The following is a 21,513-nucleotide window of genomic DNA, read 5'->3' as shown; positions in this document are numbered from 1 at the left end:
TTACGGTGGCCCAAGGTCGGGTCGCCGGCAGCGAGAGGGGGCATCCCGTGGTGACGTCACCGGAACTTGACCAGTCCACCGTGCTGCGCGAGTCCGGCGCGGCCGCCCGGCACCTCGCCCGGATCTGCTTCAAGACCGGTCCACCGACCCGCACCGGCGTCGAACTGGAATGGACCGTGCACGACACCGCCGACCCCGCCCGCCCGGTCGACGCCGAGCGGCTCCGGGCGGCGCTCGGTCGGCACACCCCTGTCACCCTCGATCCCGCCAGTCCCGCCGAACAGCTCCGGCACGGCAGCACCGTGACCGTGGAGCCGGGCGGGCAACTGGAGGTCTCCACCGCGCCGCGACCCTCGATCGCCGCGTTGATCCAGGCCACCGAGGCCGACGTCGCCCAGCTCACCAACCTGCTCGCCGGTGCGGGGCTGGCCCTCGGGCAGACCGGAATCGATCCCCACCGGGCCCCGCGTCCGGTCGTCGAGACGCCCCGCTACCGGGCCATGCGGCAGGTCTTCGACCGCCGCGGGCCGGCCGGACGGACGATGATGTACAGCACCGCCGGCCTGCAGATCTGCCTGGACGCTGGCGAGCCGGAGCGGTTCGCCGCCCGCTGGGCGCTGGTGCACGCGGTCGGCCCACCGCTGGTGGCCGCGTTCGCCACCGCCGACCGGCACGCCGGCCGGCGCACCGGCTGGGCATCGGCCCGGATGGCCGCCTGGCTGGCCATCGACCCGGCCCGCACCCGACCGGTCTGGACGCCGCAGCAGGCCGAGCTGGACCCGGTGTCGGCCTGGACGGCGTACGTGCTGGCGGCGCCGCTGCTCTGCGTGCGCGGCGACGGCGCCGACTGGACACCGCCGCCCGGGGTCACCTTCGCCGACTGGATCGACGGGGCGCTGCCCCGGCCGCCCACCACGGACGACCTGGAATACCACGTCAGCACGCTCTTCCCGCCGGTGCGCCCGCGCGGCTACCTGGAGCTGCGCTACCTCGACGCGCAGCCCGGCCGGGGCTGGACGCTGCCGCTGACGGTCCTCGCCGCCCTGCTCTGCGGCCCCGACACCGTCGACGCGGCCCGGGCGGTCGCCGCGCCGGTGGCGCACCGCTGGCCCACCGCCGCCCGGCACGGCCTGCGCGATCCGGCGCTGGCCGCCGCGGCGGCGGCCCTGTTCGACCTGGCCCTGGCGGCGCTGCCCCGGCTCGACCTGCCGGCGCCGCTGTACGACGAGATCCACCGAGGCGTACGGCGCCGGCGCGCCGTCGCGGAGAGGGGACACCGGTGACCGGAGACGTGACGGAGCGGGACGGCGCGGAGCGGCTGCGCGGCCGGATCGCCGAGGAGTTGGCGCGTACCCGGGCCCGGACGGCGCTGCTGACCGAGGTGGTCGACGACGCCGACCTGATGCGGCAGCACTCGCCGCTGATGTCGCCGCTGGTGTGGGATCTGGCCCACGTCGGCAATCAGGAGGAGCTCTGGCTGGTCCGTGACGTGGGCGGGCGGGAGCCGGTCCGGCGTGACATCGACGATCTCTACGACGCGTTCAAGCAGCCCCGCAAGGACCGCCCGGCGCTGCCGCTGCTGCCCCCGGCCGAGGCCCGCGCCTACGTCAGCGCCGTCCGCGACAAGGTCTTCGATCTGCTGGACGGGGTCCGGTTCACCGACCGGCCGCTGGTCGCCGACGGGTTCGCCTTCGGGATGATCGTCCAGCACGAGCAGCAGCACGACGAGACGATGCTCGCCACCCACCAGTTGCGCGCCGGCCCGGCGGTGCTGGCCGCGCCCCCGCCGCCCGAGCCGCGGGTGCGGGTCGGCGACGAGGTGCTGGTGCCGGCCGGGCCGTTCACCATGGGCACCGACACCGACCCCTGGGCGCTGGACAACGAGCGCCCGGCGCACCGGGTCGAGCTGCCCGCGTACGTCATCGACGCCGCGCCGGTCACCAACGGCGCCTATCGCGCGTTCATCGCCGACGGCGGCTACGACGACCCGCGTTGGTGGGCCCCGGAGGGTTGGCGGCACCGCACCGAGGCCGGGCTGACCGCGCCGATGCACTGGCGGCGCGACGGCGACGGCTGGGCCTGCCGCCGCTTCGGCCGGTGGACGGCGGTCCGCGACGACGAGCCGGTGGTGCACGTCTGCTTCCACGAGGCGCAGGCGTACGCGGCCTGGGCCGGCAAGCGGCTGCCCACCGAGGCGGAGTGGGAGAAGGCGGCCCGCTGGGATCCGGCCACCGGCCGCTCCCGGCGCTACCCGTGGGGCGACGACGACCCCACCGCCGAGCACGCGAACCTGGGCCAGCGGCACCTCTGGCCGGCCCCGGTCGGGGCGTACCCGGACGGGGCCTCCCCGCTGGGCGTGCACCAGCTGATCGGCGACGTGTGGGAGTGGACCTCGACCACCTTCCGCGGCCACCCGGGCTTCACCGCCTTCCCCTACCGGGAATACTCCGAGGTCTTCTTCGGCGACGACTACCGGGTGCTGCGCGGCGGGTCGTTCGGCACCGACCGGGCGGCCTGCCGGGGCACCTTCCGCAACTGGGACTACCCGATCCGCCGGCAGATCTTCAGCGGCTTCCGTTGCGCCCGCGACGCCACCGTCGAGGAAGCGTGCGGGTGACGCCGGCATCCGCGACGCGTACCACCGGCGGGGCGTGGGCGGCGCGCGGCCGGTCGGGCGGGCGAGCCGCCCGGCGGGCCGGCGGCGGTGCCGGCTGATGTGTCGCCACCTGGCCTACCTTGGGCCGCCGGTCAACCTGCGGGAGCTGCTGTTCGACCCGCCGTACTCGCTGCTGCGGCAGTCCTGGGCGCCGCGCGACATGCGCGGCGGCGGGACGATCAACGCCGATGGCTTCGGCATCGGCTGGTTTCCCGGCGACGGTGACCCGGTGCGGTACCGGCGGGCCCAGCCGATCTGGAGCGACCCGACCATCGCCCAGCTCGCCGCGGTCACCTCGACCGGTGCGGTGCTGGCGGCGGTGCGCTCGGCCACCGTCGGCATGGCGGTGCTGGACAATGCCGCGGCGCCGTTCGCCGAGGGGCGCTGGCTGTTCAGCCACAACGGGGTGGTGCGCGGCTGGCCCGACTCGATGGTGCCGCTGGCCACCGGGCTGCCGGTGCGTGACCTGCTCACCCTGGACGCGGCCACCGACTCGGCGCTGCTCTGGGCGCTGGTGCGGCACCGGCTGCGCGCCGGGGTGGATCCGGCCCGGGCGGTCGCCGAGACGGTCGCCGCGGTCGCCGCGGCCGCCCCCGGTTCCCGGCTCAACCTGCTGCTCACCGACGGGCGGACGGTGGCGGCCAGCGTGGCCGGGCACGCGTTGTCCATCCGCACCACACCGCGGTCGGTGCTGCTGGCGTCCGAACCGCACGACGACGAACCCGGCTGGCGTGAGGTGCCCGATGGGCACCTGGTGACCGGCACCGCGACCGAGGTGCGGGTACGCGCCATCGGGCAGGTGTGACCGCTGACCGGCCGGGGAGAGGGACCTGTCGCCCGAACGAAGGGAGCCCAGATGAGCACCGAGCCGTTGGAGATCCACCTCCAACCCGGGGACCTCGACCGTGGCCTGCGCGACGACGTGCGCGTCGGTCTGAGCGCCGATCCGAAGTGGCTGCCGCCCAAGTGGTTCTACGACGCCCGGGGCAGCGAGCTGTTCGAGGAGATCACCCGGCTGCCGGAGTACTACCCGACCCGCGCCGAGCGGGCGGTGCTGGCCCGACGGGCCGACCGGATCGCGGAGCTGACCGGCGCGAAGACGATGATCGAGCTCGGTTCGGGCTCGTCGGAGAAGACCCGGCTGCTGCTGGACGCCTTCACCCGGCACGGCGGGCTGGGCACGTTCGTGCCGCTGGACGTGTCGGTCAGCGCGCTGCGCCGGTCCACCGCCGAGATCGCCGCCGACTATCCGGCGCTGCGGGTACGCGGCATCGTCGGTGACTTCACCCGGCACCTCGACCGGTTGCCCACCGGTGGGCGCCGGCTCGTGGTGTTCCTCGGCGGCACCATCGGCAACCTGCTGCCGGCCGAACGGGCCCGGTTCCTGGCGGACATGCGCGCCGCGCTGGAGGTCGGCGACTGGCTGCTGCTCGGCACCGACCTGGTCAAGGACCCGTCGGTGGTGGTGCCGGCGTACGACGACGCGGCCGGGGTGACCGCCGAGTTCAACCGCAACGTGCTGCGGGTGATCAACCGGGAGTTGGGCGCCGACTTCGACCCGGCGGCGTTCGACCACGTGGCCCGCTGGGACGCGGAGCGGGAGTGGATCGAGATGCGGCTGCGGGCCCGACGGCCGATGCGGGTGCGGGTGCTCGACCTGGACGTCCGGTTCGCCGCCGGCGAGGAGCTGCGCACCGAGGTCTCGGCGAAGTTCCGCCCGGCGGGGATCGCCGGGGAGCTGGCCGCGGCCGGGTTCGCCGCCGCGGAGTTCTGGACCGATCCGGACGGCCTGTTCGGGGTCACCCTCGCCCGGGCCGACTGAGCCGGGTGAGCCGGTTCACTCCGGGGGCGGCCGGCGGAGGTGATCGGCTAGGCTGGCGGCGCGAAGGGGAGTAGCCCCCAATGTCGTGGTCGACATACTGGTGCGTTCTCGCATCCGGCCACACGGCCCCGCCGACGGCGGGGCGGGCGAGACCTTCGACCCAGGCTGTATCAGCCGGGTCGAGGTCGCCCCGTACCTCCTCCCGGCGTGGACCGGAAGGATGTCATGGAGGGTTTCCTCGTCGCGCTGGCGGTCAGCTTCGGCGTCATCTTCGTCGCCGAACTGGGCGACAAGTCCCAGTTGATGGCGCTGACCTTCGCCACCCGCTTCAAGCCGCTGCCGGTGCTGATCGGGATCACCGTGGCCACCGCCGTGGTGCACCTGGCCTCGGTGGCGATCGGGTACGGTCTCGGCGCCGCGCTGCCGACCGGCTGGATCTCGTTGCTCGCCGGCCTGGCGTTCCTCGGCTTCGGGGCGTGGACCCTGCGCGGGGACAAGCTCACCGAGGAGGAGCGGCGCAAGGCTGAGAAGACCAGCAAGTCCGCCATCGTCGCGGTCTCGGTCGCCTTCTTCCTGGCCGAGCTGGGCGACAAGACGATGCTGGCCACCATCACCCTGGCCACCAAGTACGGCTGGTTCGGCACCTGGCTCGGCTCCACCGTGGGCATGGTGGCGGCGGACGCGCTCGCCATCCTGGTCGGTCGGCTGCTCGGCCGGAAGCTGCCGGAGCGGACCATCCGCTACGGCGCCGCTGTGCTCTTCGCCATCTGCGGGCTCTGGCTGATCCTGGAGGCGGTGGCGCAGCTGCGCTGAGCGCGGACCACCCGTCGCCCCGGTGACTATCCCCGGCGTCCTGCGGGCACAGGGATCACCACCTACCGTGAGCGGTAGGAGGCGAAAGCGGAGAAACCGGGAGGATAACCACATGAGCAAGCACGACGAGCCGAACGAGTACGGGTTCGCCGGCGGCGCCACCGCTCCCGAGCCGCCGCCGGGTGGCCGGGCCGACGAGCAGGACCGGGCGGAGGAGGTGGCGGTGCCAGCCGACGACTTCACCGAACCGGTGACCGACGCCCTCGCCGACGAGGCCGAGGAGCGGGCGCCGGCCGACCGGCGCCGCTGAGGCGTACGCGAAACGGGGGCGCCGGCGTGGCCGGCGCCCCCGTTCGCACCGTGCCCGGACGGCTTTTCTGCTTCCGGGGCGATGCCGAACGACCAGTTCTCGGGTTGGTAATTCCGGGCGCGCCTTCTCGCCTAGGAGAAAACAGATAACTCCGGACATAAAGGCGCATGAGCCGCTTTAATGGTTCACGAGATTGAGTCGACCTTGGGGGTTTCCGTGAAGTTCTTTGGCGTTACCGGCCTGGTACGGAGGCGCGCCTGATGGACCTGTACCGCCAGCTTCGCCTGGTGCGCCAGCACTGGTGGATCGTCCTGCTCACGATCATGGTAGCGCTCGGGGTGACCGCGTTCGTCACCGTCCGGGCCGAGCCCCGGTATGTCGCCTCGGTGACCTTCTTCGTCACCACCCCGAGCCAGGGCGTCACGGACGCCTACCAGGGCGGACTGCTCATGCAGCAGCGCGTGAAGTCGTACGCCGAGCTGCTGACCAGCGACCGGCTCGCGCAGGCCGTGGTGGCCGAGAACTCGGTGGGCCTGACCGCCGAGGAGATCCAGCGCCGGGTCAGCACCTCCACCGAGACCGGCACAGTTTTGCTCCGGGCGTCGGTGACCGACACCGACCAGACCCGCGCGCTGCGGGTGACCGAGACACTGTCGGCGAAGTTCGTCGAGCTCGTGCAGAAGGTCGAGACGCCGGCGAACGGCCAGACCGGCCCGATCAAGATCGAGGTGGTCAGCGGCCCGCGGGTCAGCTCGAGCCCGGTCTCGCCCCAGCCGGTGCGCAACGGCGCCATCGGCGGCCTGCTCGGCCTGCTCTGCGGGATGGGCCTGGCGATCCTGCGCGGGCTGGCCGACGTCCGGCTGCGCGACGCGGCGACCCTGCAACGGGCCACCGGCAGCCCGCTGCTCGGCGAGATCCCGTTCGAGGGCAGCGCCAAGGCGGAGCCGCTGATCGTCGGCGAGGCGGTGAACTCGGCGCGGGCCGAGGCGGTCCGCAAGCTCCGGACCAACCTGCGCTTCGTCGACGTGCACGAGCCCGCCCGGGTGATCGCCGTGACCAGCGCGCTGCAGGGCGAGGGCAAGACCACCCTCTCCTGCAACCTGGCCATCGCGCTGGCCGAGGCCGGGTGGCGGGTGCTGCTGGTCGACGCCGACCTGCGCCGGCCCAAGGTCGACGACTACCTGGGCCTGGACGCCGGCGTCGGCCTCACCGACGTGCTGGTCGGTGACGTGCAGGTCGGGGACGTGGTGCAGCGCTGGGGCGACAAGTCCCTGCTGGTGCTGCCCAGCGGCTCGGCGCCGCCGAACCCGAGCGAGCTGCTCGGCTCCAAGGCGATGGCGGACCTGCTGCTGGCCCTGCGGGAGTCGGCGGACATCGTCATCATCGACACCGCGCCGCTGCTGGCCGTCACCGACGGTGTCGTGGTGGCCGTGCAGGCCGACGGCGCGCTGCTCGTGTCCCAGCAGGGCCGGACCTCGCGCACCCAGGTGGCCGCGGCCGCCCGCGCGCTGCACTCGGTCTCGGTGCGCCTGCTCGGCTGCGTGCTGAACATGGCCAAGGTCCCGAAGGCCGAGGCCTACCAGTACGAGGCCTACCGGGTGGTCGCCTCGACCGCCACCACCTCGGTACCGGCGGACCGGGCCACCAGCGGCCGGCACGCCGAGCGCGCCGGCGCCGGTGTCCCGGACCGTACGCAGGAACTCACCCGGCTGCCCCGATGAGCGCGGCGAGGGGTCGTAGCGACCGTTCGATCTCCTCCGCGCAGCTTCGGAAGTCGGTGGCGGCGCCGCCGATCGGGTCCAGCAGGTCGTCCGTACCGGGGGCGGCGGGTTGCAGCCGCCCCCGGGCCCGGGCGGCCGCCACGACGGCGGCCCGTAGCGAATCGTCGGCCAGGTCCTCCGGCGGCTCGGCCGCCGCGGCCAGCCGGCCGAACTGGCGCAGGGTGAAGGTCCGGTGCAGCACCGCCGGCACCATCGCGGTGCACACCGACCGCTGCCGCCGGGTCGAGGTGAGCACCAGCGTGGCGCCCTCGAGGTACTCCGGGCGCAGCAGCCGGCTACGGAAGCCCGACGGGTCCGCGCCGGTCTCCGCCGCCACCTCGGCGGCGTACGGGTGCATGGCCAGGCCCTCGACGGCGTCGGTGCCCGCGCTGGAGACGGTGACCGGCCGGTCGGCCAGCAGCCGCCGGGCGAGGTACTCGGCCATCGGCGACCGGCACAGGTTGGCGTGGCAGACGAACAGCACCCGGTCGGTCATCTGGACCCCTTCCGTCGGCGAGGTCGCGGCGCGGGTCGCCGCGACGGCGGCCGGCGTGCGACGGCCGACCGCGGAGGGGTTGTCGGCATCGTACGTGGACTCCACCCCGGTGACCGGTGCTGCCGCGCCGAACCGGCCGCCCCGGACGGAGGTGACCCGGTGAGGATCGGCGTGCTCACGTACCACTTCCCGCCCGAGCCGGCGTTCATCCCGGGCAGCCTCGCCGAGGAACTCGCCGCCCGGGGGCACGACGTGCGGGTGCTCACCGGCTTCCCGGACTACCCGGGCGGGCACGTCTATCCGGGGTGGCGCCAGCGCTGGCAGCACGAGACGCGCAGCGAGCGGCTCACCGTCCGGCGGGTGCCCCGGTACGCGGGCGGGGACTCCTCGGTGCGGGCCCGGATGGCCGGCTACCTCTCCTTCGCGGGCAGTGCGGTGCTGGCCGGCCGCCGGTTCCTCGCCGACGTGGACGCGCTCTACGTCCACCAGCCGCCGGCCACCGTGTTCGCCGCGGCCGGGCTGCTGCGGCTGCTCGGCCGGGTGCCGACCGTCCTGCACGTGCCGGACGTCTGCGCCCGGGACGAACCCGGCGGGGCCGACGCCGGCGGGTGGACGGCGCGGATCGGCGCGGCGATGGCCCGGACGTACCGGGCCGCCGACGCGATCGCGGTGGCCGCGCCGTCGCTGCGCGACCCGGTGGTGGCCGCCGGCGCTGATCCGGCCCGGGTCCGGGTGGTGCTCAACTGGACCGACGAGCGGATCTTCCACCCCGCCCGCCCGAGCCCCGCCGCCCAGCGGCTGGTCCGTCGGGACGGCCGCTGCGTGGTGATGCACGCCGGAACCATCGGGAATCGGCAGGGCCTGGAGACCGCGGTCCGCGCGGCGGCCGCGCTGGACGACACGATGGACCTGGTCCTGGTGGGATCGGGCGCGCAGGAGCGGCGGGTGCGGGGGCTCGCTGCCGAGCTGCGGGCCGACAACGTGCGGTTCGTCGAACGCCGGTCCCCGTTGGACATGCCGGACCTGTACGCCGCCGCCGACTACCAGCTGGTCATGCTGCGTGACCTGCCGGAACTGCGCGGCACGGTGCCGGCCAAGCTGCAGGCCGCGTTCTCCTGCGCGGCCCCGGTCGTCGCGTCCGCCGGCGGCGACACCGCCGAGCTGGTCGAGCGGGCCCGGGCCGGCCTTTCCTGCCCACCCGAGGACTGGGCCGCGCTGGCGGACCGGTTCTGGCTGGCCGCCACCATCCCGCCGCCCGCCCGGGTCGACATGGGCCGGCGGGGCCGGGAGGCGTACCTGCGGGAGATGTCGCTGACCGCCGGGGTGGACCGGATCGAGGGGTTGCTCCGCGAGGTCGTGGCGGCCCGCTCCGGCGCCCGCTGACCGACGAGCGATATTCGCATACCAGTCAGACCGTCATTTCCGACCCAGAAGGCTCGTTACGTGCTAAGAACGTCAGAGAAACGTGCCCTTCTGTCCGGTTTTGGAAATGGAGAACGGCGTGACGGAGAGCGAAAGGCCGCGCCGCCGGCGCAGTCGGTCCCGGCGGCGCCGGCGCGCCCGGCTGCGCCGCGCCCGGCTGCGCCGCGCCCTGCTCAGCGCGCTGGTCGTCGGCTCGCTGCTGCTGGTCTCCGTCGGCTGGGTGGGATTCCGGGGCTGGCAGGCCCGCGCCCACCTGGTCAACGCCGCCGGGCTGGCCCGGGAGCTCAGCGCCCAGGTCGTCGGTGGGGACACCGCCCGGGCCCAGCGCACCCTCGCCGCACTGCAGGAACAGTCCGGGGCCGCGCGGGCGGCGACCGCCGACCCCGGCTGGTGGGTCGGGCGGCGCGCGCCGTTCGCGGGCGACGACCTGGCCGCCGTACGCCAGATCTCGATCGCGATCGACGACCTGGCGCGGCAGGCGTTCCCGAGCCTGCTCCGCACCGACCTCGCCGGCCTCGTGCCCACCGAGGGCCGGCTGGACGTGGCCCGGCTGCGCACCCTCTCCACCGAACTCGCCGCGGTGCACCGGACGGTCCGCGACACTCGGACCAGCCTCGCCAGGGTCCCGGTCGACGACCTGGTCAGCCAGATCCGCCAGGCGCTCACCGACCTGCGTGGCGAGATCGACCGGCTGGCCGACCTCACCGCCGCGGCTGACCAGGCCGCGCGGCTGCTGCCGCCGCTGCTCGGCGTCGACGGGCCGCGCCGCTACCTGCTGGTGTCGCAGAACAACGCGGAGCTGCGGGCCACCGGCGGGATGTTCGGCGCGTACGCCGTGCTGCACGCCGACGACGGCCGGGTGCGGATGGGCCGGCAGGGGAGCAGCGCCGCGTTGGGTCGCTTCACCCCGCCGCTCAAGACGCCCGCCGAGGTACGCCGTCTCTGGGGCGATTTGCCCGGCATCTACCCGGCGGACGTCAACCTGACCCCGCACTTCCCGACCGCCGCCAACCTCTACCGGCAGATGGTCCGCCAGCAGACCGGCCTGAACGTGGACGGCGTGCTGGCGGTCGACCCGGTGGTGCTGTCGTACCTGCTGAAGGCGACCGGGCCGGTGCTGGTGCCCGGGCACGCCCCGCTGGACAGCGAGACCGCGGTGCGGACGCTGCTCAGCGACAGCTACCAGCGGCTGGACACCCGGCAGCAGGACGAGTACTTCACGGCGGCGGCCGTCGCGGTCTTCGACGCCTTCTTCAAGAAGAATGTCAACCCAAGGGCGTTATTGTCCGTATTCGACCGTGCTGTCCGGGAACGCCGGATATTGTTCTGGAGTGCCCGCCCCGAGGAGCAGCGGACGTTCGGCGCCAGCCGGATGGCCGGAACGCTTCCCGAGCAGGACACCGTGCCGACCGTCGGCGTGTTCCTCAACGACGGCAGCGGCGCGAAGCTCGGCTACTACCTGCGCCCGGCGGCGGACCTGACGCTCGGCGAATGCCGACCCGACGGCCGCCGGCAGCTCCGGCTGCGCGTCACCCTGCGCTCGACGGCGCCGAAGACCGGCCTGGCGAAGTCGGTCCTCGGCCTCGGCCTGGCGGGCGACCCGTACACCGTGCGGACCTTCGTCTCGGTGTACAGCCCGGCCGGCGGATCGGTGCTCGACGCCCGTCTCGACGGGGCCGAGGTGGCGCTCGGCTCCGGCACCGAACGGCGACGGCAGGTGGCGACGGCCAACGTGGACGTCGGACCGGGAGCCTCCCGCACCTTGGAGGTTTCCCTGCTCACGGCGAAGACCGGCGCCGGAACGGCCGAGCTGTGGCTCACGCCCACCGCCACCCCATGGACCACCCAAGTTGTTACCGCACCAAGCTGTGACCAGTAGGAGGGAACCATCATGCGGCTATCCCGCATCATCATGGCGCTCACGGTCGGTCTGGCCGTGGTGGCCGTGCCGACCGCAGCGGGGGCGGCGCAGCCGCAGCCGGCGCCCACGCTGACGGACACGCCCCAACCACCGCCCTACCCACCGGGCCAGGGCGCAGCGACACTCACCGTCAACCGCACCACGATCACCCTCGGTGAGACGGTCGTCCTCACCGGCCGGAACTTCGGCCCCAACGAGCGCGTGACCATCGTGGTCAGCGTCGCCCCGCTCGCCGCCCCGGCCCCCGGCCGGGCGCGGCGCAGCGACGGCAGCACGGTCGCGATGGCCCCGGTGGCCTTCCAGGCCGCCGCCCCGCTGACCTTCTACGCGTACACCAACTCGCGGGGCAGGTTCACCAAGCCGTACAAGCCGTCGATCACCGGCCTGTTGACCTTCACGGCGACCGGCGACGAGTCCGACCGCTCGGCCTCCACCGAGGTCCGGGTGCTGCCCCGGCGGGCTGACCAGCAGCCGCTGCCGGTCACCGGTGACAGCCTGGGTACGCCGATGAAGCTCGGCGGCGGCCTGGTGGGCGTCGGCGCGGTGCTGCTGCTCACGACGCTGGCCTGGCGTCGCCGCCACCGCATCGGCACGGGCGCGAGCTGACAGGTTCGGCACCGGGCAGGGCCCGGAGGCACCTCGGGCTGGCGCCCGTCGGAGTGTTCCGACGGGCGCCAGCCCTGTTGTGCGAGGTGGTTGGTGTGGCCTGCCCGTCCGTTCGCGGTGGGTGGTTGCGGTTGGGGTGTGGCCCGGGTCCGCTCGTGACGGCCGCTCGGAGTCCCGCTCGCTCGGTCACTTGAGCGGGTTCCTTGCCGGCGGGGCCCGTTCGGGTCGGGCGTGTCGTCACGGCTGGGCATGGGTCCCGGGAAGGGTGATACCTCTGAGTCATCAAAATGACGGAGAGGTATCGCGCTCGTTCCCCGGCTACCCGGCACCCGCCCCATATCGGCGACACGGAGTTGATCACCCCGCCCCAACCTCCGGGGGCGGTCAGCGGCGGCTGCGGCTGATGTCGGCGACGGCGGCGACCAGGGCCAGCGCGATGATCCCGGCGGGCAGCAGCAGCGAGTGCCGGAAGGCCAGGGACCAGTCCCCGTCGCTCGCCGTCAGTGAGGCGAAGAAGACCGAGCCGACGGCGGCGATGCCGGCGGCCGTGCCGATGCGCTGGCCGGTCTGCAGCATGCCCGCACCACTGCCCGCCTGCCGCACCGGTACCTCGGAGAGGGTGAGCGTCTGGTTGGGCGCGATCACCAGCCCGCTGCCGAGGCCGGCGACCAGCAGCGGCCCGGCGGTCAGCCACGGTACGGCGATGTGCCCGGGGCCCAACTCGAGGATCGCGACCACGCCGACGAGGCCGACGACCACGGTGACCAGGCCGCTGGCGACCAGCGGGCGCCCGTACCGGTTGACGATCCGGCCGCCGAGCGCGGACGCGGCGGCCGAGCCCAGCGCGAACGGGGTGATGGCCAGGCCGGCGACGAGGGCGCTGTAGCCGAGCCCGTTCTGCAGGTAGAGCGTGAAGATGAAGAAGATCGCGGTGAACCCACCGAAGTAGATGAACGCGATCAGCGAACCCAGCGTGTACGACCGGAAGGTGAACAGCCGCAGGTCGAACAGCGGCTGCCGCCGGCGCGCGTACCGCCGCTCCCAGAGTCCGAAGGCGACCAGCGCGACCAGCCCGGCCGGGACGAGCAGCCACTTCTGCGGTCCGCGCCACTGCTGTTGCTGCACCAGCGGCAGCAGCAGCAGGACCACACCGACCCCGAGCAGCAGTACACCGACCGGGTCGAGGCGCCGGTTGTCGACCGGACCCCTGGAACGGCTGGGCAGCAGCCGCCAGCCGAGGATCACCGCGACGATCCCGACCGGCACGTTGACGAAGAAGACCCACCGCCAGCCGTGCTCCTGGCCGCCGAGGGCGATCAGCAGACCGCCGAGCAGCGGGCCGACCGCGGTGGAGATGCCGATGGTGGCGCCGAGCAGCCCGAACGGGCTGGCACGTTCCGGGCCCTGAAAGAGTTCCTGGATCAGGCCGGTGACCTGCGGGTTGACCACTCCGGCGGCGGCTCCCTGGAGTACTCGCGCGACGACCAGCCACTCGGGGGAGGTGGCCAGCCCGGCCTCGACGGCACGGCGACGTTGACGATGCTCACGTCGAGCAGCGTCATGAAGGCGGCGACCAGCCCGACCCCGAGGGCCTGCCAGCGCCGCCGGTCGTCCGGCGCCGGCCGCCGGCGCGTCACGCCATCTGGCGGGCGCAGAATCGGGGCCCGAAGTCCAGGCCGGCCATCGGTGAATCCTCCCGGTGCAGCAGGTTCTTCTCGGTGAGCATGTGCAGCGGGGCGTGCAACTGCTCCTCGGTCAGGCCGCACTCCTCAGCGATCATGTCCGGGTAGGGCACCTGCCCGCGCGCCTCGAGCGCGGTCACCGCCTCGTACACCCGTTCCTCGACCTCCGACAGCTGTACCTGCCGCATGGCTCCTCCTTCGTTCCCGCCGCCTCCGCGCGGGCGGTCTGCGCTGCGCGGTTACCCCCTGCTTGACCGAAGATGCCCACCCGATCGGGCGGTGCCGGCGCTCCGCCGGGTGCCCGCCGCGGGCGCGAACGCGGGTGCGGGTCGGGTCGCGCCGCCACCGTCACCGGTGACCGGGTGCCCTAGGCTGCACACGTGATCGTCTGGGATCTCGCCGTGGTGGGCGGTGGGCCGGCCGGGCTCTCCGCCGCGTACGTCGCCGCCCGTGCCGGCGTCCGCACCGTCGTCGTGGAACGCGTCGCGCATCCGCGGTACAAGACCTGCGGGGGTGGCCTGATCGGCACCTCGCTCGCGGCCGTGGCGGACCGGATCGAGGTGCCCGCGCACGACCGGGTCGACCGGGTCACCTTCACCCGGGACGGCCGGCGCGGGTTCACCCGACGCCACGGCGGTCCGCTGGTGACCATGGTCCGCCGGGAGGAGTTCGACGACCGGTTGCGCGCCGCCGCGGTCGACGCCGGCGCCGAGGTCCGCGAGCGGGTCGCGGTCCGCGCCGTGGAGCAGGACCCCGACGGCGTACGCCTGCGGCTGGCCGACGGCGACACCGTGCACGCCCGTACGGTGATCGGTGCCGACGGCTCGTCCGGGGTGACGGCCCGGCACGTCGGGGTCGACTACCGGCAGGTCGACCTGGGGCTGGAGGTGGAGCTGCCGGTGCCGCCGGAGGAGCAGGCGCGCTGGCGGGGCCGGGTGCTGGTGGACTGGGGTCCGCTCGCCGGGTCGTACGGCTGGGTGTTCCCGAAGGGTGACCGGCTCACCGTCGGGGTGGTCGCCGCCCGCGGCGAGGGGGAGCGGACCCGGGAGTACCTGCGCCGGTTCGTGGACCGGTTGGGGCTGGCGGACGTGCCGCCGGAGCACGACTCGGGGCACCTGACCCGCTGCCGGGCCGAGGACTCGCCGTTGCGGCGGGGCCGGGTGCTGGTCGTCGGGGACGCCGCCGGGCTGCTGGAGCCGTGGAGCCGGGAGGGGATCAGCTACGCGCTGCGCTCCGGGGAGTTGGCCGGCGCGGCGGTCGCGGCCGGCGACCCGGCCGGCTACGAGCGCGCGGTCGCCGAGCGGCTGATGCCCTCGATGCGGGCCGGGCACCGGCTGCTGGACGTCTTCTCCCGCCGGCCGGACGTCTTCCACGCGCTGCTGGCCACCCCGCCGGGTTGGCGGATGTTCGTGCGGTTCTGCCAGGGGCGGGCGAGCTTCGACGAGACGCTGTCCCGGGCGCCGGTCCGGGCGGCCCTGGCGCTGCTGGACCGGCTGCCCGCGCCCCGGCGACCCGCGGCTAGGCTGTCCGGGTGATCAACTGGGACGAGGTCGGCGAGAACGACTTCGCGGTACCCGCCGACCGGCCGTTCGACGCCCTGGTCGCCGAGTTGGCCGCCGCGCTGCGCGATCCCGATCCGGAGGTCCGCGACGGCGCGCCGTACGTGGTGCTGTCGACCTGGATCGCCCGCGACGTCATCGACGCGGACCGCCGGGCGGCGCTCGGCGACCTGATGGCCGAGCGGTTCACCGACCCGGAGGTGCAGGCCCGCACGTTCGCCCCGCTGGTGCTCGACATGATCGTCTCCCGTGGCGACTTCCGCCCGTCCTGGCTGGCGGCCTTCACCGCCTGGTATCCGACGGAGACCGACCTGCGCGGCTGGCATCCGCGGCTGGGCTGGTTGCACGCGGTGGCACACGGCGCGGACCTGCTGGGCACCTTCGGCCGTCATCCGGCGGTCGACCCGGCGGCGATGCTCGCCCTGGCCGCGGCCCGCCTGGTCGCCCCGACCGACCAGCTCTTCGCCGAGCAGGAGGACGACCGGCTGGCCCGGGCGATCGCGCTGGTGCTCACCCGTACCGACCTGGCGCCGCGGGACGCGGTGAGCTGGCTCGACCCGGTCGAGGCCGACTTCGCCACCAAGCCGCGCGGCAGCACGCCGCCGCGCATGTCGAACTGCATGCGGACGCTGCGGGCGCTCTACCTGCTCGCCGACACCGGGATCGCCGAGCGGCCGCCGGCGCTGTGGCCGGCGCACCCGGGCCCCGACCCGCTGCCGCTGTCCCACCGGGAGGCGGTCAAGGCCCGGCTCGTCGAGGTGCTGGCCCCGGTCTTCCAGCACCACTGACCGGAGCCGTTCTCGCCTCAGCGGCACGACCGCTGAGGCGTGCGTGAGTGGACCGCCGTTTCCACGGGCGAGGCGAGCGACCCCGGCGAACCCCGTCCACCCAGGATCCTAGGATGCTCTACGCGACGTGGCCCGCGCGACCTGCTGGGCCCACGAGACGCTGGCCAGGGGAGGGCCCGCCGGCAGAGAATGGCGGCGAAAGGGGAGGGCGCATGACCGACGACCGCACCCATCCGTCGTTCACCGACAAGGAGTACGCGTTCCTGCGGCACGTCCGGTTCGGCGAGCTGCCGCGCGTGGCGCGCCCCGAGGAGCGGGTCGAGCTGACCGAGACCGAACCCCGCCGGGCCGCCCGGAGCCGCTCGACGAGCCGGAGCGCTGGGACCTGCGGCACGCCTGAGACACGGCGACGGGCCGCGGGCGTCGCCGCCCACGGCCCGTCGGGTGGTACGGGTCAGAAGACCGGGACGCCCTCGCGGACCAGCCGCCAGTTCGGCTGGAAGAAGTCGCCCGGGTCGATCGTGCCCCGGGCCTGCGCCCAGTCGATGAGCAGTTGGCGGATCTCCTGCTGCGCGTTGTAGACCTGCGTCTTGACGATGCCGGGGAAGTTGCCGCCGCCGCTGCGCCGGTAGTTGTTCACCGCCACCACGAACTGCGCGTTGTCGGCCACCGGCGTGTCGGTGCCGGGCAGCACCAGCCGGGTGATCCGGTGACCGACCGGCCGGGAGATGTCGATGTCGTAGTCCAGGCCGGAGATGACGTCGTAGTTGTAGTCCGGCACCGCCGGGTCGCTGATCGTCTCCGGGTCCACCGGGGCGCCCGGGGCGAGCGTGCGGAAGTACTTCGCCGAGTACTCCAGGTAGGCCCGCACCTCGGCGCCGCTGAGCACGACCGCCTCGAGGGTGTTGTCGTAGACGTAGAGCCCGGCGACGTCGCGGATCTTCACGTCCCCGGCCGGGAAGACCGCTGTGCGGCTGAACGGCGCCGCGATCGACAGCACCGGCAGGCTCGCGTACGAGGTGCCGGCCAGGGCCGCGGTCACCACCTCGGTCTGCACGTGGTTGATGAAGTCCAGGATCGGGGTGTCCGTGTACCGGGACTCCGCGGCCGACAGCTCCACGGTGGACCGGGCCACCACCTGGTTGACGTACGCCACGGTCTTCTGGTGCTGGGCCCGCACGGCCGCGAGGACCTTCGGGTCCTCGACCACGGTGTTGGTGTTGAGCAGCGCCGCTGCCTTCTTGGTGATCTTCCACCGGCCGTGCTCGCGGGTCAGCTCGAAGTCCATCCGGGTGAGCCGCTGGCCCCACTTCGACGGCTCGGAGAGCAGCACCTGCTCGCCGGTCTGCGCGTTGGTCACGAACCGCTCGGCGACCTCGGCGTGGGCGTGGCCGAAGAGGATCGCGTCGATGCCGGGGACCTGCTCGGCGATCAGCGCGGTCGGGTTCTCGATCGGCAGCTCCGGGCCGTAGCTGGAGGTGCCGTTGTCGCCGCCGTGCGCGGAGATCAGCACGATGTCGGCGCCCCGGGCCCGCATGACCGGCACCCACTTCGCCGCGGTGGCGATCATGTCGTCGAAGCGCAGCCGGCCCTCGACGTTGCTCTTGTCCCAGATGGCCACGCCGGGGTTGGTCAGGCCGAGGATGCCGACCCGCAGGGTGGGCGCGGCGAAACCGAGGGAGACCTTCTTGATGACGTACGGCAGGAAGGCCGGCTTGCCGGTGGCCACGTTGATGGCGTTGGCGGCCAGCGCCGGGAAGCCGAGCTGGCGGATCCACAGGTCGAGCAGCGGCAGGCCGTAGTTGAACTCGTGGTTGCCGAGCGTGACGGCGTCGTAGTCGATGATGTTCATCGCCCGGGCCATCGGGTGCGTCTCACCGGTGCTGGTGATCGGCTCCTGCTTGGCGTAGAAGGTGGCCAGGGGAGTGCCCTGGATGGTGTCGCCGGCGTCGAGCACCAGCGTCGCCCGGCCGCGCCGCTCGGCGCGGATCTGGTTGATCAGGGTCGCCAGCTTCGCGACGCCGATGTCGTTGTGCCGGCTGTCGTCGTACTCGGCGTCGGAGTAGTAGTCCCAGTTGTAGACGTTCCCGTGGGTGTCGGACGTGCCGAGCAGGGTGAGGTCCCAGCTCCGCGGTCGGGCCGCGCCGGCCGCCTGGGCGGGGCCGGCGGCGATCAGCGGGGCGGAGGCCGCCGCGGCCGCGGCGGCGAGCACCGTGCGGCGTGACGGGCCGGAGGGAGAGGTCATGCGATGCCCTTCCATGGGGATGGAGTCGCCTCGTGGGCGCCGAGCGCACCATAACGGCCGGCTGTCCCACCAGCCACAGCAGCCCGCGCCGCCCCAGTGCTCGGTGTGACGGGCGGACGGCCGACGAAGTGACCGCGCCTTGCGGCGGGTGCGGTCAGCGTGGCCAGTCGGCGAGTCGTTCGCGGATCCGGCCGACCTCGGTCGGGTCGAGCCCGTAGCGGGCGAACCGGCGGTCCGGCAGCCGGTCGAGGTAGCGGCCGGCCGCGCTGACGTCCTCCGGGTCCAGCGCCGGGTCGAACTGGTGGGCCAGGGCCAGCAGCTCGGCCACCGGGTAGTGCTCCCGGGCCGCGGCGACGTCGATGTAGTCGCGCACCTCGCGGCGGTTGACCAGGGCCGCGGTCTTGCTGGCCACCAGGTCGCGCAGGTCCATCACCGGGCCCAGGTCCATCACCACCGGGCTGCGGTGCCGGTCGAGCCGGGCCAGGCTGAGCCGGAGCTGCCGGTGACCCCGGCTGACCACGAAGTCCCGCAGGTCCCGGTCGAAGCCGTCGAACAGCTCGGCCAGGTCGCTGTCCGGGTCGGCGTCGTCGACCTGGAAGCCGGCCCGCCGCAGCGCGTCCCGCACCGCGGTCGCGGCGGCCGCGGCCGCGCCCTCCACGTCGGCGAAGAGGTCGACGTCCTCGGTGGGGCGGGTGACCAGCCCGTGGGCGGCCCAGGCCACCCCGCCGCCGAGCACGAACCGGTACCGCCCGGCGGCCGACAGGGCCACCCGGGCCACCTCGCGGTAGAACTCGTGGGGGTGGGCGGTGCTCACGCCGCCCGCAGGCCCCGGTGGCGGTCCTCCCAGGCGGCGCGGACGCCACGCGGCAGGTTGAGCAGCCGCCACACCCGGCGCAGCGTCCGGCCGTTGATCAGCCGGCGGAGGTCCTCCGTGCGGGTGGTCTCGCGCAGCACGTTCTCGTACATCCAGAGCAGCTGGTCCGGGTCGCCGAGGTCGAAGTGGCGGTCCGGGCACCACACGAGCCGTACCGGCAGCTCCACCACGCCGCGGGTGGGGCCGGTGAGCTCGGCCAGGGTGCGCGCCACCACGGCGGGACGCCCCGGGCGGGCCAGGTGGACCGCGCGGGGGGTGGTGGCGGAAACGGCCGACATGCTGACAGGGTAACGCCCCCGGCCGCCGGGACGCGCGTACGCGTGCGCCTCATGCGCATTCGACCGGGCCGACGCCTCGTCCGTGCGGGCCGGTCATGGCCGGTCCGGGTGGTCCGGGTGGTCCGGGTCGTGGCCCTCCGCCGCGCGCAGGTTGCGCCGCAGGTGTGCCCGCTCCGGCTCGGTGCCGGCCAGGTCGAGCGCCGCCCGGTACGCCGCCGCCGCCTCGGCGTACCGGCCGAGCTGGCGCAGCAGGTCGCCGCGGGCGGCCGGGTAGGGGTGGTGCCCGCGCAGCCGCGGCTCGTCGGCCAGCTCGTCGAGCAGCGCCAGGCCGGCCGCCGGCCCGTCCCGCATGGCCACCGCCGCGGCCCGGTTCAGCGCGACGATCGGGGACGGGGCCACGGCGAGCAGCACGTCGTAGAGCGCCACGATCTGCGGCCAGTCGGTGCTCGCCACGTCGGCGGCCTCGTCGTGCAGCGCGGCGATCGCGGCCTGCACCCCGTACGGGCCGGGCGGGCCGCCGGTCAGCGCCACCGGCACCAGGGCGCGCCCCTCCTCAATCATCTGCTGGTCCCACCGGCCGCGGTCCTGGTCGGCGAGGAGCACCAGCTCGCCGTCCGGGCCGGTACGGGCGTCGCGCCGGGCGTGCACCAGCAGCATCAGCCCGAGCAACCCGGCCACCTCCCGTTCGGCGGATAGCAGCCGGCGCAGGATCCGGGCCAGCCGGATCGCCTCCTCGGCGAGGTCGAGCCGCTGCAACCGGGCCCCCGAGCTGGCCGCGTAGCCCTCGGTGAAGATCGAATAGAGCACCTGGAGCACGCCGGGCAGGCGGTCGGGCAGCTCGTCCGGGCCGGGCACCCGGAACGGGATCCGGGCCTCCCGGATCTTCCGTTTCGCCCGGACGATCCGCTGCGCCATCGTGGCCGCCGGCACCAGGAAGGCCCGCGCGACCTCGGGCGTGGTCAGGCCGGCGAGGCACCGCAGGGTCAGCGCCGTACGGTCCTCGGCGGGCAGCGCCGGGTGGGCGCAGGTGAAGAAGAGCTGAAGCCGCTCGTCGGGCAGGTCCGTGTCCGCGTCCGCCGGCGCAGCCGGATCGGCCCGGTCCGCCTCCACCTGCAGGATCGCCAGCCGCGCCGCGTACGCCCGGTCCCGGCGCAGCCGGTCGACCGCCTTGCGCCGGGCGGTGGTCAGCAACCAGGCTCCGGGCCTCGCCGGTACGCCGTCGACCGGCCAGCGCACCAGAGCCGCCTCGATCGCCTCGGAGGTGACCTCCTCGGCCAGGTCCAGGTCGCCGAACCGGCGGACGAGAGAGGCGAGCAGGCGTCCGCGTTCCTCCCGGAACATCAGCTCGACGGACGCCCCGACGCTGGTGCCCCGCTCGTCCACCGCGGTCACAGGTCGAACTCGGCGACCGGCCGCACCACCACCGACCCGCCGCCGCGCGCACCGGGGCAGCGGGCGGCCCACTCCAGCGCGACGTCGAGGTTCGGTACGTCGATCACGTCGTAGCCGCCGAGCACCTCGCGGGTCTCCGCGTACGGCCCGTCGGTGACGGTCCGTTCGCCGTTCGGGCCGACCCGCACGGTGGTGGCGGTGGTCAGGTCCTTCAGCGAGTGCCCGGAGACGAGGACGCCGGCTTCCTTCAGCGCCTTGTCGTACATCACCCAGTCCTCGAACGTGCACTGGTCGGCCCCGTCGGTGGCGCCGGCGTGGATCAGCAGCATGTACTTCATGTCGAACTCCTCGAGGTCTGCTTGTGCGGCCCTGTGCCGTACAGGATGACGACGATCGGGTCCGGGGGAAATCGACCGGGTCCGGGGAGATTTTTCGGCGCGGTGGTCAGCGCCGTGGTTGCGGCCGGTTGGTGGCGCGCGGGCGGTGAGTGGCCTGGGGCATGCCGTCCGCTCGCGGTGGGTGGTTGCGGTTTCGGTGGCGCGCCGTTCGCTTGCGGTGGGTGGGTGGTTGCGGTTGGGGGTGTGGCCCAGCTCCGTTCGTGCCGTCACGGTGTCGTCGGGGGCCAGGCGTGTTGTCCGGGAGGGTGATACCTCTGAGTCATGGATATGCCGCTGAGGTATCCCGCTCGTTCCTCGGTGGCCCCCTCCCCGCTGACCCGGAGTTGATCACCTTGCCCAGCCTCCGGGGTGGGCGTTTGCTGGGATGCGGTCGGTGGGGTGTGTGTCGGGTTTGTGGGTGTGATCGGTGGCATCCGGGTGGTGGAATCGGGGCCTGGTCGGGGGCGTTACATCATGCGGACGATCGAGCAGGGGCACGTGGCCGGCAGGGC

The 21,513-nt window shown here is 73.9% G+C and carries 19 protein-coding genes and 1 pseudogene; 12 read left to right on the top strand and 8 right to left on the bottom strand.

Features of this window, described 5'->3' with window-relative positions:
* Positions 1-47 precede the first annotated feature (47 nt).
* From egtA to FHX32_RS27740, 7 genes are all read left to right on the top strand, one after another.
* Complete coding sequence (gene egtA, locus FHX32_RS27770) at positions 48-1,283, top strand: ergothioneine biosynthesis glutamate--cysteine ligase EgtA (protein WP_167189635.1); 1,236 nt, start codon at positions 48-50, stop codon at positions 1,281-1,283.
* Positions 1,280-2,617 carry an ergothioneine biosynthesis protein EgtB gene (gene egtB, locus FHX32_RS27765; RefSeq protein ID WP_486481363.1) on the top strand — a complete coding sequence of 446 codons (1,338 nt, stop codon included), beginning with the start codon at positions 1,280-1,282 and terminating at the stop codon, positions 2,615-2,617. Before egtA ends, egtB begins: the two co-directional genes overlap by 4 nt.
* Before the next feature lie 97 nt (positions 2,618-2,714).
* On the top strand, positions 2,715-3,461 hold the full coding sequence (gene egtC / locus FHX32_RS27760; protein WP_167189632.1) for an ergothioneine biosynthesis protein EgtC: 747 nt from the start codon (positions 2,715-2,717) through the stop codon (positions 3,459-3,461).
* Between the two features lie 51 nt (positions 3,462-3,512).
* Positions 3,513-4,478, top strand: a complete 966-nt coding sequence (gene egtD, locus FHX32_RS27755) for an L-histidine N(alpha)-methyltransferase (protein ID WP_167189629.1) — start codon at positions 3,513-3,515, stop codon at positions 4,476-4,478.
* A gap of 225 nt (positions 4,479-4,703) precedes the next feature.
* On the top strand, positions 4,704-5,291 hold the full coding sequence (locus FHX32_RS27750) for a TMEM165/GDT1 family protein (RefSeq protein WP_167189626.1): 588 nt from the start codon (positions 4,704-4,706) through the stop codon (positions 5,289-5,291).
* A 112-nt stretch (positions 5,292-5,403) separates the two neighbouring features.
* A complete protein-coding gene (locus FHX32_RS27745; protein ID WP_167189623.1) occupies positions 5,404-5,601 on the top strand; it encodes a hypothetical protein in 198 nt (65 codons plus the stop codon).
* A 260-nt stretch (positions 5,602-5,861) separates the two neighbouring features.
* Positions 5,862-7,322, top strand: a complete 1,461-nt coding sequence (locus FHX32_RS27740; protein WP_167189619.1) for a polysaccharide biosynthesis tyrosine autokinase — start codon at positions 5,862-5,864, stop codon at positions 7,320-7,322.
* Here FHX32_RS27740 and FHX32_RS27735 read toward each other — a convergent pair.
* On the bottom strand, positions 7,303-7,857 hold the full coding sequence (locus FHX32_RS27735) for an arsenate reductase/protein-tyrosine-phosphatase family protein (protein WP_167189616.1): 555 nt from the start codon (positions 7,855-7,857) through the stop codon (positions 7,303-7,305). The genes FHX32_RS27740 and FHX32_RS27735 overlap by 20 nt on opposite strands.
* Before the next feature lie 159 nt (positions 7,858-8,016).
* Here FHX32_RS27735 and FHX32_RS27730 point away from each other — a divergent pair, with 159 nt between their 5' ends.
* The 3 genes from FHX32_RS27730 (at position 8,017) to FHX32_RS27720 (ending at position 11,806) form a co-directional block, all read left to right on the top strand.
* Positions 8,017-9,240 (top strand): glycosyltransferase family 4 protein, encoded by a 1,224-nt coding sequence (locus tag FHX32_RS27730; RefSeq protein WP_167189613.1) that lies wholly within the window; start codon positions 8,017-8,019, stop codon positions 9,238-9,240.
* A gap of 118 nt (positions 9,241-9,358) precedes the next feature.
* Positions 9,359-11,158: a DUF4012 domain-containing protein gene (locus FHX32_RS27725; protein WP_486481362.1), complete on the top strand. Its 1,800-nt coding sequence runs from the start codon at positions 9,359-9,361 to the stop codon at positions 11,156-11,158.
* A gap of 12 nt (positions 11,159-11,170) precedes the next feature.
* Positions 11,171-11,806 carry a hypothetical protein gene (locus tag FHX32_RS27720; protein ID WP_167189608.1) on the top strand — a complete coding sequence of 212 codons (636 nt, stop codon included), beginning with the start codon at positions 11,171-11,173 and terminating at the stop codon, positions 11,804-11,806.
* A 384-nt stretch (positions 11,807-12,190) separates the two neighbouring features.
* On the opposite strand, the pseudogene FHX32_RS27715 reads toward FHX32_RS27720, so the two are convergent.
* Together FHX32_RS27715 and FHX32_RS27710 are read right to left on the bottom strand one after the other, a co-directional pair.
* Positions 12,191-13,464: pseudogene (locus tag FHX32_RS27715) on the bottom strand (MFS transporter).
* Entirely contained in the window at positions 13,440-13,676 is a 237-nt protein-coding gene (locus FHX32_RS27710) for a hypothetical protein (protein WP_088993896.1), read from the bottom strand. Before FHX32_RS27710 ends, FHX32_RS27715 begins: the two are co-directional and overlap by 25 nt.
* A 192-nt stretch (positions 13,677-13,868) precedes the next feature.
* Between FHX32_RS27710 and FHX32_RS27705 the strand changes: the two genes are divergently transcribed.
* Positions 13,869-15,023: a geranylgeranyl reductase family protein gene (locus FHX32_RS27705; RefSeq protein WP_167189605.1), complete on the top strand. Its 1,155-nt coding sequence runs from the start codon at positions 13,869-13,871 to the stop codon at positions 15,021-15,023.
* Positions 15,020-15,835 (top strand): DUF2785 domain-containing protein, encoded by an 816-nt coding sequence (locus FHX32_RS27700; protein WP_167189601.1) that lies wholly within the window; start codon positions 15,020-15,022, stop codon positions 15,833-15,835. Before FHX32_RS27705 ends, FHX32_RS27700 begins: the two co-directional genes overlap by 4 nt.
* Positions 15,836-16,289: 454 nt before the next feature.
* On the opposite strand, the gene FHX32_RS27690 is transcribed toward FHX32_RS27700, so the two are convergent.
* The 5 genes from FHX32_RS27690 to FHX32_RS27670 form a co-directional block, all read right to left on the bottom strand.
* Positions 16,290-18,080 carry a 5'-nucleotidase C-terminal domain-containing protein gene (locus FHX32_RS27690; protein ID WP_167189598.1) on the bottom strand — a complete coding sequence of 597 codons (1,791 nt, stop codon included), beginning with the start codon at positions 18,078-18,080 and terminating at the stop codon, positions 16,290-16,292.
* A gap of 154 nt (positions 18,081-18,234) precedes the next feature.
* Positions 18,235-18,894, bottom strand: a complete 660-nt coding sequence (locus FHX32_RS27685) for a nucleotidyl transferase AbiEii/AbiGii toxin family protein (RefSeq protein ID WP_486481361.1) — start codon at positions 18,892-18,894, stop codon at positions 18,235-18,237.
* Entirely contained in the window at positions 18,891-19,232 is a 342-nt protein-coding gene (locus FHX32_RS27680) for a hypothetical protein (RefSeq protein ID WP_167189595.1), read from the bottom strand. The genes FHX32_RS27685 and FHX32_RS27680 overlap by 4 nt, the downstream gene beginning before the upstream one ends.
* Before the next feature lie 93 nt (positions 19,233-19,325).
* Positions 19,326-20,573: a DUF6596 domain-containing protein gene (locus FHX32_RS27675; protein ID WP_167190924.1), complete on the bottom strand. Its 1,248-nt coding sequence runs from the start codon at positions 20,571-20,573 to the stop codon at positions 19,326-19,328.
* A 47-nt stretch (positions 20,574-20,620) separates the two neighbouring features.
* A complete protein-coding gene (locus FHX32_RS27670; RefSeq protein WP_167189592.1) occupies positions 20,621-20,962 on the bottom strand; it encodes a YciI family protein in 342 nt (113 codons plus the stop codon).
* Between the last annotated feature and the right edge of the window lie 551 nt (positions 20,963-21,513).

Source organism: Micromonospora sp. CNZ280 (assembly GCF_011759515.1).
Note: the sequence above shows the minus strand (reverse complement) of the source record. Positions and strands in the feature narration are given on the sequence as shown.

Coding starts and splice junctions, on each gene's coding strand:
- FHX32_RS27670 (WP_167189592.1), bottom strand. CDS start 20,962: ATGAAGTACATGCTGCTGATCCACGCCGGCGCCACCGACGGGGCCGAC.
- FHX32_RS27675 (WP_167190924.1), bottom strand. CDS start 20,573: ATGTTCCGGGAGGAACGCGGACGCCTGCTCGCCTCTCTCGTCCGCCGG.
- FHX32_RS27735 (WP_167189616.1), bottom strand. CDS start 7,857: ATGACCGACCGGGTGCTGTTCGTCTGCCACGCCAACCTGTGCCGGTCG.
- FHX32_RS27710 (WP_088993896.1), bottom strand. CDS start 13,676: ATGCGGCAGGTACAGCTGTCGGAGGTCGAGGAACGGGTGTACGAGGCG.
- FHX32_RS27740 (WP_167189619.1), top strand. CDS start 5,862: ATGGACCTGTACCGCCAGCTTCGCCTGGTGCGCCAGCACTGGTGGATC.
- FHX32_RS27690 (WP_167189598.1), bottom strand. CDS start 18,080: ATGACCTCTCCCTCCGGCCCGTCACGCCGCACGGTGCTCGCCGCCGCG.
- FHX32_RS27720 (WP_167189608.1), top strand. CDS start 11,171: ATGCGGCTATCCCGCATCATCATGGCGCTCACGGTCGGTCTGGCCGTG.
- egtC (WP_167189632.1), top strand. CDS start 2,715: ATGTGTCGCCACCTGGCCTACCTTGGGCCGCCGGTCAACCTGCGGGAG.
- FHX32_RS27745 (WP_167189623.1), top strand. CDS start 5,404: ATGAGCAAGCACGACGAGCCGAACGAGTACGGGTTCGCCGGCGGCGCC.
- FHX32_RS27750 (WP_167189626.1), top strand. CDS start 4,704: ATGGAGGGTTTCCTCGTCGCGCTGGCGGTCAGCTTCGGCGTCATCTTC.
- egtD (WP_167189629.1), top strand. CDS start 3,513: ATGAGCACCGAGCCGTTGGAGATCCACCTCCAACCCGGGGACCTCGAC.
- FHX32_RS27680 (WP_167189595.1), bottom strand. CDS start 19,232: ATGTCGGCCGTTTCCGCCACCACCCCCCGCGCGGTCCACCTGGCCCGC.